Genomic DNA, 13,653 nt, shown 5'->3' on the forward strand with positions numbered 1-13,653 from the left:
GAGGAACCCCAAATGATGAAATTCGGACGCAACCTTGCGGTCGCCGCCGCCCTGTTCACGGCGGCACCGATGGCCGCCGGCGCGCAGGAACGGCTCGTGATGGCCGGCTCCTCGTCCGGCGGCACGTCGCATCTCTATTTCGCCGCCGTCGCGACGATGATCAACAAATACATCCCCGGCGTCGAAGCCAGCGCGCGCAGCGGCGGCACGGCCGAGAACGTGATGCTGATCGAACGCGGCGAAGTGAAGATCGGCGTGACCGAGCCGGGCGCGGCGTTCCTGCTGCAAGGTGCGGACTGGCGCCAGAAGACGCGTCTGCGCACGCTCTACGCGATGTTCACGACGCCCTATCACATCATCGTTCCGGCGGAATCGCCCGCACGCACGCTCGCCGACCTCAAGGGCAAGCGCGTCGCGGTCGGCACGCGCCAGGGCGGCGAAGCCTATCTGTTCCAGCGCGTGCTCGACTCGCTGGGCATGCGCGAAAGCGATTTCCGCGTCGAGTATCTCGGCAAGGGCGAAGGCATCAACGCGTATAAGGACAATGTTCTCGACGCGATGTTCTATCTCTGCCCGCTGCCCTGCCCGGTCGTGACGGAAGTCGCCACGCATCCGCGCGGGGCGCGCATCATCCCGCTGTCGGGCGACGAAGTCGGCAAGATCAAGGGCAAGTATGGCTGGTACGGCGACTTCCAGATCGACAAGGACGTCTACACCAACGCGTTGAAGAATCTTTCGGCCGATACGCGCACGGTGACCGAGTGGAGCTACGTCGTCGTGCGCGACGATTTCCCCGCCGAACTCGGCTATAAGATCGTCAAGATGCTGGACGAGAAATACGACGAGCTCGTCGGCTCGTTCCGGCCGGCCGGAACGTCGACCGCCGCCAACACCGCCCAGTATCCGGGCTTCGCGCTGCATTCCGCGACGCAGCGTTATCTGACCGAAAAAGGTCTGTTGAAGTGAGCTCAACGGGCGAGATGAACGAAGGCCCCGCCGCCGGCACGGAGCGCTACATGCGCTACGCGGCCGGCGCGGTCGGCCTGTCGATGGCGGCATTCCATCTCTACACGGCGCTGACGGTCGTCTTCTCGCCGATGATCCAGCGCAGCGTCCATCTCGCCTTCGCGCTTGCGATGCTCTTTCTCATAACACCCGGCGGCGGGCGTTCCGGTCCTTTCGACCGGTTCACCCGTATCGCCGCGGCGGTGTTGAGCGTCGTCGTCTGCGTCTACGCGGCGATCGAGTTCACATCCCCGGAGATTTTGCGCGTTATCGACCCGCTGCCGATGGATCTCGTCCTCGGCACGGTCCTGACCTTGCTGCTGCTCGAAGCCACCCGCCGCACGGCCGGCCCTTCGCTCGCGATCGTCGCGGCGGTGTTCCTGGCCTACGCCTTCCTGGGTCCCCATCTGCCGGGTTTGGTCGGCCATCCGGGTTTCTCGTATTCCCAAGTCGTGTCGTCGATGTTCATCCGCTTGGAAGGCATCTTCGGCACCGCTCTGGGTTCCAGCGCCACTTATATCTACGTCTTCATCCTGTTCGGCGCGTTCATGATGCGCATGGGCGGCGGCGATTTCTTCATCCGCCTCGCCCAGGCCGCGATCGGTTCTTCGCGCGGTGCCGCCGCCAAGGTTTCGGTGCTGGCGAGCGCGCTGTTCGCGACGATCACCGGCACGGGCCCCGGCAACGCCGCCGCCGTCGGCACGGTGACGATCCCCACGATGATGCGCGCCGGTTATTCCGGCCGTATCGCGGCCGCACTCGAAGCGGCCGCGTCGGTCGGCGGGCAAATCATGCCGCCGATCATGGGCGCGTCGGCCTTCATCATGGCCGATCTGCTGAACGTGCCCTATTTCGAGATCGCGAAGGCCGCGTTCATTCCGGCGTCGATGTATTTCATCGCGTTGTTCATCACCGCCGATCTCGAAGCCGCCCGCCACGGCCTGAAGGGCACGCCGCGCGACGAATTGCCCAAGATGGGCGATGTGATCCGCGAAGGCTGGCACTACCTTGTTCCCGTCGGCGTGCTGATCTACCTGCTCGGCATCGAGCAGATCTCGCCCAGCCGCGCGGGCGCTTGGGCCGCTTTGTCGTTCATTCCCGTGTGGCTCGGCCGCGAACTGATCGCGCGCCGCAAGATCCAATGGCGCAACATCCTCGACGCGCTCGAGGAAGCCTCGCGGGGCGCCGTCATGATCGCCGCCGCCTGCGCCATTATCGGCATCGTGATGAACGTGACCGATCTGACCGGTCTCGGTCTCAAATTCACGTCGCTGATCGTCGGTTTCTCGGGCGGCACGCTGATCGGCCTTCTGGCCGTGACGGCGCTGGCCGCGATCCTTCTGGGCACCGGCCTGCCGACGACCGCGACCTATCTGATCGTCGCGATCCTGGTGGCGCCCGCACTGGCGAAGATGGGCGTGCCGCCGATCGCGGCGCATCTCTTCGTCTTCTATTTCGGCGTCATCTCCGATCTCACGCCGCCGACCGCCGTGTCGTGCTACGTGGCGGGCGGCATCGCGGGCGAATCCGGCATGAAGGTCTCGATCTCGGCCACGCGCATCGCGCTGCCCGCCTTGATCGTGCCGTTCATGTTCGTCTACCAGCCCGCCTTGCTGCTGCAAGGCGAATGGATCGACATCATCCTCGCCACGGGCGCCACGCTCGCGGGCATCCTGGCGGTATCGGCGGCCCTCGTCGGCTATTGGCGCCATCCGCTATCGACGGTCGAGCGCACGGCGGCGATCGTCGCGGGCATCTTGCTGATTTTCCCCGACCGCATGGTCGGTCTCGCCGGCCTTGCGATCCTCGCGGGCCTCGCCTTCCTGGGCCGCGCGAAGAAGACGCCGGCCGGCGCGGAGTGAACGACATGGGTATCGCGAATCCGGGTGCCGTCGCGCCCTTCCAGATCGCGCCATTGATGGCGGGTTTCGGCGCGTCGATCGAGGGCGCGGATCTTTCCAATCCTGTCCATCTCGACGCGCTGAAGACCGCGTTCCGCGACCACCGCCTGGTCGCCGTGCGCGGCCAGGCCCTGACGAAGGAGAAGATGTTCGCCTTCGCGAGCGCTTTCGGCGCGATCGAAGGCCATACGGTGCGTCAGCACGATGGCTCGAAATGGGACGCGGTGCACACGGTCACCAATCTCGACGCCAACGGCAATCCGGTCGAGAAGCCGTTCATCAACTCGAACTATTTCTGGCACACGGACAAGTCGTTCCTGAAAAAGCCGGCGCTGACGACCATGCTGCACGCGGTCGAGCTGCCGCCTAAAGGCGGCGACACGCAGTTCGCCGACATGACCGCCGCCTATCGCGCGCTGTCTGACGGCACGAAGAAGCGCATCGAAGGCATGCGCGTCGTCCATTCGCTGGAATATATGCGCCGCTACACCGGCAGCGCGCCGCCGACCGAAGACGATCTCGCTTCCGCGCCGCCGATTGCCCATCCCTTGGTGCGCACGCATCAGGAAACGGGCGACAAGTCGCTCTATCTCGGCATGTACTGCTCGCATATCGACGGCATGCCGGTCGAGGAAGGCCGCAAGCTGGTCGAGGAACTGCAAGCGCACGCGACGTCGGAGCGCTTCGTCTACACCCACAATTGGCGGCCGGGCGATCTGATGTTCTGGGACAATCGCTGCACGCTGCATCGCGCCATCGCGAATTACGAGATGGGCAAGCACCGGCGCGTGCTGATGCGCGTCGTCGTCAAGGGCGACGCGCCCTTCTGAGCTATTCCGTCAGCCAGCGCGCCGCGTTGGCGAGCAAGCGGCGATGGGCCGGCGTTTCCAGCGAACGCCGGTCGTGACCCAGCGTGTCGCACACCACCCGGCCCTTCTTGTGGCCGCGCGCCCACACGGCCGGCCACGCACCCTTGTCGTACGCCGTCGCGCGCACGGTCGCCAGCGGCGCGATGTCGTCCAGCAGGTCGAGATCCTGATAGGCCTCGTCCTCCGCTAGATCGAACGCGGGCACGCCGTCCATCACCGGATGCGCGCGGCCGGTCGGCGCCACATGCACGGGACCACGCGGCGGATGGCTGGAAACGCCCCAGCGCCACACGCCGCCCGTAATGTCGCGCAAGCCCGGCCAATCGTCGAAACAGATCAGGCCGGTGTGCAACACCAGCAAACCGCCGCCTTGCGCGACATGGGATTCCAGCGCCGATTGCCCGCGCGGCGACAGCGCGAACCCCCATTGCGCGCGATGCGGCGCGTATTTCTCGCCGGTCGTCATCGTCCAGCGCAGCGCATAGAGCGTCGCCAGACGATATTCGCCCCAAGCGAGGGTTTCGAGCCCCGCATCGATATCCTCGGTCACGTCGCTGCGGCAACCGGCGTCGGCGAGACACGCCGCCAGAGCCGAAGCCGAATCCGCGAACGGATGGCCGATGCCGCCGGTCAGGATGAGATTGCGCACGCGCCCGCTCATACGCGCGGCTTGGGCGCCGGGCGCGGCATTTGAAGCTTCAAGCTGAACGACACGCCGCCATCGACCATCAAATGCTGGCCATGGACGTAGCGCGCCTCGGGCGAGGCCAGGAAGAACACGGCGTTCGCCACGTCTTCCGCTTTGCCCAGCGAACGTGCGGGCACGGTGCGGCTGCGCAGATCGCGCACCGTGTCGTCGCGATAGATCTGTTCCGACATGCCCGCATCGATAAAGCCCGGCCCCACCGCGTTGACGCGTATACCGCGCGGCCCCAGCGACAAGGCGAGATGCTGGGTAAGCGAGGCGAGCCCCGCCTTCGCCGCCGGATAGGCGCCCGCGTCGGGGCTGGGGGCGACGGCGTTGAGCGAGGTGATGTTGACGATGGCGCCATGCTTGCGCGCGACCATGCGCTTGGCCGCGGATTTCGCGACGACAAAAGCGCCGACGAGATTGACGTCGATCACGCGGCGGAAATCCGCGACCGAATGTTCCAGCAGATCGCCGAAACGCACGATCCCGGCGTTGTTGACCAGCACGTCGGGCGAATGCCCGAAAGTCGCCGCGATCTTGTCCATCGCGGCTTCGATCGACGCTTCGTCGGTCACATCGCCCGCGACGGCGAGACTGCCCGGCAACGTCGCCGCCGCCGTGTCGAGCGCCTTGGCGTCGAGATCGAGAAGCGCGACTTGGTCGCCATGCGCGTGGAAGCGCGCGGCGATGGCGAGCCCCAAGCCCCCAGCGGCACCTGTGATCAGAACGACGCGTTTGCTGTTCGGCATTTCGTGGAACCCTAAAGCGGCGATTGCACCGCGCCGCCATCGACCTGGATCGCCATGCCGGTCAGATAGCTCGCGCGTTCGGAAGCCAAGAAGACGACGACGTCGGCGATCTCCTCGGGCCGGCCGAAGCGACCGGCGGGAATCGTTCCGGCGATATCGACGGCGACGGCGTCGTAGGATTTGCCCGCAGACCCCGCGCGTGCGCCGACGACTTGGCGCATGCGGTCGGTTTCGGTCCAGCCGGGGCATACCGTGTTGACGGTTACGCCATCGGCCGCGACTTCGCCCGCCAATGTCTTGGCCCAGCCGACGGCGCCCAGACGAATGCCGTTCGATAGCATCAAGCCCGCGATCGGCTGGCGCACGCCGTAGGAGCTGATATTGACGATGCGCCCCCAACGCTGCGCCCGCATCGCGGGTAGCACGGCGCGCGTCGCGCGGATGGCGGACATCAGCGTCGTTTCGAACGCCTTCCGCCAATCGTCGTCCGACAGCGCGTCGAACTTGCCGGGCTTGGGCCCGGCGGCGTTGTTGACCAGGATATGGGCGGACCCGAATTCCGCCGCGACCTTGGCGAAGAAAGCGTCAGACGCTTTCTCGTCGGCGACATCGGCCCGGAAAGCCAGCACGTTGCCGCCCGCTTGCGCGATAAGGGTGCGCGCGGCTTCCAGCCGATCCGCGTCGCGCCCGCAAATCGCGACCTTCGCACCTTCGCGCGCGAAGCGCAGCGCGCTGGCCAAACCGATACCGGCCGTGCCGCCCAAGACGATCGCCGTCTTTCCGTCGAGACCGAGTTCCATTAGCGCGGTTTCTTCTTCACGACGGTGCCGTTCTCGGGATCGTAATAGCTGCGCTGCGCGTGATATGTGCCGGCGGCGACGGTGATCCCCCACGTATCGTCGACCGTCGCCATGAAGGAATGGATGTCGGCGGGCGGCGCCACCAGCGCCGTATCGCCCGGCATCAAGGTTCGATCGTCGACGACCCGCAATGTCGCCTTGCCGTCGACGGCGCCATCGTCCGTGCGCTCGTAAACCGTGTGCTTCACGGCGCCGCTATAGATCCCCATCGTTTCCCAATTGCCGTGATCATGCGCGGGGATGCGCTTGCCCTTCGGCAATTCGAACAGCAGGATCGACAGGTCGCCGTCGTAATAAAGGTAGAACGAGTTGGCGACATGGTTGCCCGCGCGCGGCACGCCCTTGGCGCGCAGATCGGGCAGCGCCAGCAATTCCCCGAACGGGACCTGCAACGCCCGCGTCAATGCGGCGGGATCGTCGGCATGGGCCGCGACGGCGGTGGCGATGGCGCGGATCGCGCGCGCGGATTGCGGAACGCTCATATCGGGGCCTCCAACTTGGTTCGGCATTTCGCCAGCACGTTGCGCGTGGCGGCCACGGCACGCGATACGCGCGCCGGCGCCAGCGTCGTGCGCGCTAATTCGCGCGTCGGCACTTCGATCAGGATCGGCAGATCGGGCGGCAACGCTTCAAGCATGCCGGTCAGATCGAGCGCACCATCGCCGGGGAACAAACGCGCGTGAACGGCGGTATGGATCTGCTCCTCGCGCAACGGGTTCTCCGCGCGCGGCGCGTCGCAAATATGGAAATCGCCGAACGCCGCCGGATCGGCCGCCGCGATCTGCGCGGCGACGCCGCGCGAGCGATCGAAATGCAGCGCGTCCAGCGCGATCTTCAGCTTGCGATGGCCGACCGCGCGGCGCAGTTCCAGCGCCGCCGCCAGATCGGGAATCGCCGACCACGAGACGAATTCGAAATGCGTTTCGAGACCGACCTTCGCCGCCGCCTCGCAAAGCCGCCCGAGATTGTCGGCAAGCCGCGCGAATTCGGGATCGTCGGCATTGGTCAGTGCGAAACGCGCGCCCAGCTCCGCCGCCGCATCGCAAAACGGTGCGAACGCGGCGGGATCGGTCGCGGGCGTCAGACGCACGGTGCTCGCTTCCAGCACGCCGATGCCTTCGTCGCGCAAGGCGCCGAGAACCGCACGGCGCATCGCCGCGTCTTGCGCCAGCGGCGTCAGCGCGTCGCCGCCGGCCCCGCCCGCCAGACGCATGCCGACATGCGTGCAACCGGCTTGCGCCGCGACGCGCACTGCGCCAAGCGGTGCGAGCTCCGGCGCCGTATGATAGGCGAGCGACAATGCGCGCATGGCGATCAAGTCCCTTCCGCCGGCGGCGGCGCACGCATGCCGCCATGCTGCGCCCAGGTCTGCGCGACATGCCAGCCGGAATCGACCGGGATATTCACGCCCGTGATCGCCGATGCGCGCGACGAGGCGAGGAATTCGATCGTCTCCGCGACTTCGTCGGGTTCGACCGCGCGGCCTAGCGCCGTGAATTCGCCCGGATGCGCGGCGTAGCGGCCCGACGCGATACGTTCGACGACGCGCGGCACCAAGGTCGATCCCGGCGATACGCAATTGACGCGCACACCGGCGCGACCCCATTCGCCGGCGAGGTTTTGCGTAAGCGCGACCACGCCCGATTTCGACGTGCCATAGGCGTAGACGGGCATCGACCCCAGCGCCGCGATCGACGCGACGTTGACGATGCTGCCCCGGCGCCGGCGCGCCATGCGCGGGCCGAATTCGCGGTTCAGCAAATAGGTGCCGGTCAGATTGATGCGCAGAATGCGTTCCCATTCCGCGACCGGCAGCTTGTCGGGCGGCACATTGTCCTGGAACACCGCCGCCGTCACGATCAGCGCCTGCGCGCCGCCGGCAAGCGCGTCGGCCGAAGCCGCGAATTCGGCGATCGATTTTTCGTCGCCGATATCGATCGCGAAACCCGTTCCGCCCAGTTCCCGCGCCAGCGCTTGCGCCGCCGCGCCGTCCAGATCGCCGATCGCAACGCGCCAGCCGCGCGCAGCCATCAGGCGCGCGGTCGAGGCGCCGATGCCGTTGCCGCCGCCCGCGATCACCGCCAGCGGTTTTGCGTCGCCGGGCGCGGTCATGCGATTTTGCGCAGCAAGCGGCGCGCGTTGTCGGCGAACACGGGCGGCACGAAACCGTGCTGCCCGTCTTCGGGTTGGTCCCACCCCGCGAAATTCGTGCCGAAGACGACGCGATCGATGCCGACCTTGTCGATCAGCAGCTTCAGCGCCACGTCGTCGTTGAGATGCGCGTCGAACCAAAAGCGTCGCAGCATCGCCTCGAACGCGCCGTCTTTCTTCATCGATGCCGTCGCCCAAGGCCGTTTGCGGCCGGCTTGCGCCAAGCGACCGGCGGAGAACACGGCGGCACCGCCGCCATGGCTGATCCAGACGTCGAGCTTGGGATGGCGTTCCATCACGCCGCCGAAAATCAGCGTCGAAACGGCAATGGTTTCCTGCGCGGCGAAGCCGACGATGACGTCGAGGTCGAAGCGCTTCAACGCCGGATCGCCGGGCGGGCCGTCGATGCCCGCCGGCGCGGGGTGCAGGCAGAGCGGCACGTCGAGGCGCACGAACATATCGTAGAGCTTGTCGAAGGCCGGGCTGTGCAGCGGCTCGCCCGCGAATTCCGTGCCGGTCGCGGCCCCCCACAGGCCGAGTTCGGACACGGCGCGCTCCAACTCCTCGGCCGCCGCGTCGGGGGATTGCATCGGCAGCGACGCGAAGCCCGCCAAGCGGCCGGGATAGCGGCGCACCAATTCGGCGAGCGCGTCGTTGAACTTGCGGCAGAAGGCGATCGCCGACGGCGCATCAATATGATGGAAATAGGTCAGCGGGCTTGGCGACACGACCTGGAAGTCGATATGCGCGGCGTCCATCCGCTGAATGCGCAGATCGGGGTCGGTGAAGGGTGAGTTCTTGTGCTTCACGCCGACGATTTTGTAGTTGCCGACGCGGTACCAGGGCTGTCCCTTCTCGTCCACGCCCTGCTCGGGCCCGTGCGGCCCCGCGGCGCCATCGGTCGCGGCCAAGCGCACATGGGCGTGCAGATCGATGCATTTGGCGGTCTGGATCGTCACGCGCTTCTCCCAACACGAACGAACGGTCGCGCGCCCTTCGCAGGCGCAACATGCCGTTTCCTTGGACCTAAGTTTGGAAAGCCGGGACCGCGACGTCTAAGACACCTTCGTTTCGCGGTCATACCGAAAATGTTTGACCTAAACCCGGCGCCCCGGTATCCCAAAAATGCGGCTTTGAGCCGCCGCGATTTTCGGGGAGCGGAAATGCGTAGCCGACAGCTCGAATGCTTCGTTTGCATTTGCGAAACCGGCAGCATCACGCGCGCGGCCGCGAAGCTGAATATCGCCCAACCGGCTTTGGGCGTGCAGTTGCGCGCGCTCGAACAGGAGTTCGGCGCAAGGCTGGTCACGCGCAATTCCGCCGGCACGGTACCGACGGCCGCCGGTGCCCTTTTCCTCGACGAAGCGCGCAAGATCCTCGCGCGTTTGGCCGAGCTCAAACGCCGTCTGCGCGAGATCGAGGATCGGCAGCCTTTGGCGGTGCGCGTGGGCATGCCCGCCAGCTTGACCGGATATTTGACCGGCCGTTTGCTGGCGCGCGTGCGCGACGCGATTCCGTCGCTGCACCTGTCGATCGTCGAGGGGCCGAGCAATCAAATCGTCGAGCAGCTCCAATCCGGCCGTCTGGACGTCGCGGTCGCATTCGAGGCGCGCGCGGCGGCCGATCTCGCGATCGAGCCGATCTTGAACGAGTCGCTCTGTTTGATCGTGGCGACCGGCTCGCGCCACGCCAAATCGAAGCCGATCGAATTGGCGGCGTTGCGCGGCATCGACCTGACCATGCCGGGCGAAGGCGACGTCGTGCGGCGCATTCTGAAGGATACGATGCGCGCGCACGGCATGCAGCCGCGCATCGTCTATCCCGTCACGTCGATGCCGGCGATGATCGACATCGTGCTGGAAGGCCTCGCCTGCGCGGTGCTGCCGGCGGGTGCCGTCGCGCGCGAGATGGCCGAAGGCAAGCTGATCGCGCGCCCGATCATACGGCCCGATATCAAACGCACGCTATCATTGGTGCGGGGCGCCGAAACGCCGGCCGCGCCCGAGTTCGCCAAACTTTGCGCGCTGATCGGCGAGACGCTGCGCCAAATCGGCGCCGAAAATTCGCATTTCGAGTTGTTCGGCGTGATGCCCGACAAACCGCCATCCAAGCCGCACGCGAAGCCGCGGCGGCCGACGCGAAGCAAACCCTTGCGCAGATCCAAACTTGCTTAGCGTCCACCGTCGCCAAGCCGGCGCGCGACATGCCGTCGAGATTGGCACGGGGATTCGCCGGGACGGCCCGATGGCGGGCGCGACGGGGGTTGAATTGCCAAATTTTGTTCTACGCGCTTGCGCGGCGCATGATCGTGAAGCCGACGTCTTGGACGCGCGGCACGTCGTCTTCACCGCGCATCCGGCGCAGCAGCGTTTGCGCCGCCAAACGCCCCATATTGTAGCGATCGACGCGCACGGTCGTCAGTGCTGGCACGATGATCGCCGCGAAATCGAGATCGCCGAAGCCGGCGAAAGCGAGATCGTCGGGCACTTTGAGGCCCCGGCGCTGACATTCCTGGATCGCGGCGATGGCGAACGTATCGCTGGCGCAGAAGATCGCGTCCGTATCGGGCTGAAGCTCGAGTATTTCGCGCAAGCCATCGGCGGCGTAGGACGCGCGCAACGGTCCGATCACGTCGACGGGCTTGCGGTCGAGTTCGGCCATCGCGGCGCGATAGCCTAGCGTGCGGCGCGTCGCGCGGTCATTGCCGTGCGACACCGCCCCCATGAAGGCGATGCGCTTATAGCCGCATTCGGCCAGGAAATGGGTCATGCGCCTTGCCGCTTCGTGGTTCGATATCCCCACGACGCAGTCGATCGGCTCCTTGCCGAAAATCTCGCTGATCTCGACGACCGGCAGGCCGCGCGTGCGCAAAGTCTCGCGCATAGTGTCAGATTCCGAAAACGCCTGAAGCACCATGCCGGCCGGCTGCCAGCCCAGCATGTTCATCACCTGCCGGCCCTCGTGATCGCCCGACAACTCGCCGGGGCTGACCAGCAGCTGATAGTCGCTGGTGGAGAACACGTCCGACATGCCCTGGACCTGTTCGGCGATGCCGAAATTGATGATCGGCGGCGCCACCGTGCCCACGATGCGGCTGGCGGCGCGCGAAAAGCTGCTGGCGAGGCGGTTGAGCACGAAGCCCATCTCGTCGATCACCTGCAGAACGCGCGTGCGCGTCTCGGCCGAAACGAGTTCGGGCTTGTTGATCACGCGCGACACGGTGATCGGCGAAACGCCCGCGCGTTTGGCGATATCGTAAAGGCTGAACGTGCCGGACGCGCCGCGCGCGGCAGATTTACCCGTCCCGTTGTTATTCGCGTCGGCCATGACCCCGTCCAGAATCGCCGGAGCGCATTATAGGCGGAAGCCGAGAAATTCGCGCAGTTCCGCTGTGGCGGGCGTATCGAGGACTTGCTTTGTCGGACCGATTTCGCCGATCCGGCCCTTATGCAGCAGCGCAACCCGGCGGGAAGCCGCCCGCGCGAAGTCGATTTCGTGGGTGACCAGGATCATCGTCACGCCTTCGGCCGCCAGCAGCGTCAGCACGTTCTGGACCTCGCGGACCATTTCCGGGTCGAGCGCGGAGGTCACCTCGTCAAGCAGCAGCAAACGCGGCTGGAGGGCGAGCGAACGCGCGATCGCCACGCGTTGCATCTGCCCGCCCGACAAGGCGCGCGGGTAGGCGCCCGCCTTCTCCGCGATGCCGACTTTCTCCAGCATCGCGTGTGCGATGTCGCGCGCTTCGGCTTTAGAAATGCCGCGCACCTTGCGCAGCGCCAGCGTGACGTTCCCTTCGACCGACAGATGCGGGAACAGATTGAAACTTTGGAACACCATGCCGATGCGTTCGCGTAAATCGCGCTTGCGCGCCGTATCGGCGATGTCGATTCCGTCGATGACGATGCGCCCGCTATCGGCCGCGTCCAGCCCGCCGATGCAGCGCAGCAGCGAGCTCTTGCCCGAGCCCGATCGGCCGATCAGCGCCAACACCTCGCCCGTTTCGACATCGAGGTCGATGCCGGCGAGGACTTCGTTGCCGCCGATCCGCCGGCGCAGCGCGCGGATTTCAAGCAACGCCATGGAGCCGCCGTTCGAGATAGACGCTGAAGCGCGACAGCGGCAGGCAGATCAGGAAATACAGCACTGCGCAGATGCCGTAGACGATAAAGGGCTGGAAGGTGACGTTGTTGATCGTCTGGGCGATGCGCATGATCTCCGCGAAGCCGATCACCGACAGCAGCGAGGTCGCCTTGACGATCTGGACGAGGAACCCGACCGTCGCGGGCAGCGAGACCAGCAGCGCCTGTGGCAGGATGACGTAAAGATATTTCTGGAAATGGCTGAGGCCCAACACTTCCGCCGCTTCCCATTGCGTGGCCGGCACGCCCTGGATACAGCCGCGCCAGATCTCGCCCAGGAACGCGCTGGTATAAAGGGTGAGCGCGATCGCCGCCGAACTCCACGCGTCGAGCCGAATCCCGACGAAAGTCAGGCCGAAATAGATCACCAGCAACTGGATCAGGAACGGCGTGCCCTGGATCAGATTGATGTAGCCGATCATGGCGTAACGCAAAGCCGCGATGCGCGACACGCGCGCCAGCGCGACCGCCAACCCGACGAGCCCGCCAGCGACGAACGCGAACAGCGACAGCAGGATCGTCCACTGTGCCGCGCGCAGCAGCGAGATCACGTCGAGCCAGGCGAATTCGCGGAACATCGCCCTACCCCTTGATCATCTTGAGATGGGCGTAGATGAAACGCCGGGAGATCGCGTAGAGGATCGCCTTGGCCGTCAGGCTCAAAGCCAGATAGATGGCGAGCACGGCCAAATAGATTTCGAAGCTGCGGAACGTGCGCGACTGGATGGAACTCGCGACGGCGGTGAGTTCTTCGGCACTGATCGTCGACACGACGCTCGTCCCCAGCAGCAATACGATGAACTGGCTGGACAGCGCCGGGAACGAGATCACCAAAGCGGGGCGCAGCAGAATCAGCAGATAGATTTTAAGATCGGTGAGCCCGAGCGATCGCCCCGCATCGACCAAGCCCGCCGGCACGCCGAGCAGCCCGGACCGGATGATTTCGATCGTATAGGCGCCCAGATTGATGCCCAGCGCCCAGACGGCGGCGGTGTTGGGCGACAGCGGCAGGCCGATGCTCGGAAGCCCGAAATAGATGAAGAAGAGCTGGACGAGCAACGGCGTGTTGCGAAAAACCTCGACATAGCTGCGCACGATCGCGATGCCCCAGCGCGGCCCGAAGCGCAGCACATAGGCGCCCAGGATGCCGATCAGCAGGCCGCTCGCCATCGTGACGATCGAAAGTCGGATCGTCAGCAGCACGCCGTCGAACAGCAGCGGCCAATTGGCGAATACGGCATCGAATTGGAAGGTGTAGTCCAACGCCCCGCCTACCCCTTTTCGCCGA

General features: G+C 65.9%; 15 protein-coding genes. 4 read left to right on the plus strand and 11 right to left on the minus strand.

All coding sequences use genetic code 11. The annotated features are described in order from the left end of the window. The first annotated feature begins 12 nt into the window (after window positions 1-12). From J0H39_22135 to J0H39_22145, 3 genes are read left to right on the plus strand one after another with little or no spacing between them, the layout of a single operon-like run. Window positions 13-966 carry a TAXI family TRAP transporter solute-binding subunit gene (locus J0H39_22135; protein MBN9499465.1) on the plus strand — a complete coding sequence of 318 codons (954 nt, stop codon included), beginning with the start codon at window positions 13-15 and terminating at the stop codon, window positions 964-966. A gap of 14 nt (window positions 967-980) precedes the next feature. Continuing rightward, entirely contained in the window at window positions 981-2,867 is a 1,887-nt protein-coding gene (locus tag J0H39_22140) for a TRAP transporter fused permease subunit (GenBank protein MBN9499466.1), read from the plus strand. Between the two features lie 5 nt (window positions 2,868-2,872). Next, window positions 2,873-3,736, plus strand: coding sequence for a TauD/TfdA family dioxygenase (locus tag J0H39_22145; protein MBN9499467.1), 864 nt, complete (start codon window positions 2,873-2,875; stop codon window positions 3,734-3,736). A 1-nt stretch (window position 3,737) separates the two neighbouring features. On the opposite strand, the gene J0H39_22150 is transcribed toward J0H39_22145, so the two are convergent. From J0H39_22150 to J0H39_22180, 7 genes are read right to left on the minus strand one after another with little or no spacing between them, the layout of a single operon-like run. After that, window positions 3,738-4,424, minus strand: a complete 687-nt coding sequence (locus tag J0H39_22150; protein ID MBN9499468.1) for a ThuA domain-containing protein — start codon at window positions 4,422-4,424, stop codon at window positions 3,738-3,740. 8 nt (window positions 4,425-4,432) lie between these two features. After that, on the minus strand, window positions 4,433-5,215 hold the full coding sequence (locus tag J0H39_22155; protein MBN9499469.1) for an SDR family oxidoreductase: 783 nt from the start codon (window positions 5,213-5,215) through the stop codon (window positions 4,433-4,435). Window positions 5,216-5,226: 11 nt separating this feature from the next. After that, on the minus strand, window positions 5,227-6,015 hold the full coding sequence (locus J0H39_22160; protein MBN9499470.1) for an SDR family oxidoreductase: 789 nt from the start codon (window positions 6,013-6,015) through the stop codon (window positions 5,227-5,229). Further along, window positions 6,015-6,557 (minus strand): hypothetical protein, encoded by a 543-nt coding sequence (locus tag J0H39_22165; protein MBN9499471.1) that lies wholly within the window; start codon window positions 6,555-6,557, stop codon window positions 6,015-6,017. Before J0H39_22165 ends, J0H39_22160 begins: the two co-directional genes overlap by 1 nt. Then, window positions 6,554-7,393, minus strand: a complete 840-nt coding sequence (locus tag J0H39_22170) for a sugar phosphate isomerase/epimerase (protein MBN9499472.1) — start codon at window positions 7,391-7,393, stop codon at window positions 6,554-6,556. The genes J0H39_22165 and J0H39_22170 overlap by 4 nt, the downstream gene beginning before the upstream one ends. Beyond that, complete coding sequence (locus J0H39_22175) at window positions 7,390-8,187, minus strand: SDR family oxidoreductase (GenBank protein ID MBN9499473.1); 798 nt, start codon at window positions 8,185-8,187, stop codon at window positions 7,390-7,392. The genes J0H39_22170 and J0H39_22175 overlap by 4 nt, the downstream gene beginning before the upstream one ends. Next, the gene (locus J0H39_22180) at window positions 8,184-9,185 is read right to left on the minus strand and encodes an amidohydrolase (protein MBN9499474.1); all 1,002 of its coding nucleotides are present in this window, start codon (window positions 9,183-9,185) and stop codon (window positions 8,184-8,186) included. The genes J0H39_22175 and J0H39_22180 overlap by 4 nt, the downstream gene beginning before the upstream one ends. Window positions 9,186-9,389: 204 nt before the next feature. Between J0H39_22180 and J0H39_22185 the strand changes: the two genes are divergently transcribed. Next, window positions 9,390-10,400 (plus strand): LysR family transcriptional regulator, encoded by a 1,011-nt coding sequence (locus tag J0H39_22185; protein ID MBN9499475.1) that lies wholly within the window; start codon window positions 9,390-9,392, stop codon window positions 10,398-10,400. Between the two features lie 109 nt (window positions 10,401-10,509). On the opposite strand, the gene J0H39_22190 is transcribed toward J0H39_22185, so the two are convergent. Genes J0H39_22190 through J0H39_22205 form a run of 4 tightly spaced genes read right to left on the minus strand, consistent with a single transcriptional unit; the run spans window position 10,510 to window position 13,628 of the window. Further along, entirely contained in the window at window positions 10,510-11,553 is a 1,044-nt protein-coding gene (locus J0H39_22190) for a LacI family DNA-binding transcriptional regulator (protein MBN9499476.1), read from the minus strand. 27 nt (window positions 11,554-11,580) lie between these two features. After that, the gene (locus tag J0H39_22195; GenBank protein MBN9499477.1) at window positions 11,581-12,306 is read right to left on the minus strand and encodes an amino acid ABC transporter ATP-binding protein; all 726 of its coding nucleotides are present in this window, start codon (window positions 12,304-12,306) and stop codon (window positions 11,581-11,583) included. Further along, window positions 12,293-12,943, minus strand: a complete 651-nt coding sequence (locus J0H39_22200; protein MBN9499478.1) for an amino acid ABC transporter permease — start codon at window positions 12,941-12,943, stop codon at window positions 12,293-12,295. The genes J0H39_22195 and J0H39_22200 overlap by 14 nt, the downstream gene beginning before the upstream one ends. Window positions 12,944-12,947: 4 nt before the next feature. After that, window positions 12,948-13,628, minus strand: a complete 681-nt coding sequence (locus J0H39_22205) for an amino acid ABC transporter permease (GenBank protein MBN9499479.1) — start codon at window positions 13,626-13,628, stop codon at window positions 12,948-12,950. Window positions 13,629-13,653: the final 25 nt, after the last annotated feature.

It is taken from the genome of Alphaproteobacteria bacterium (assembly GCA_017308135.1).
Taxonomy (GTDB): Bacteria; Pseudomonadota; Alphaproteobacteria; order CACIAM-22H2; family CACIAM-22H2; genus Tagaea.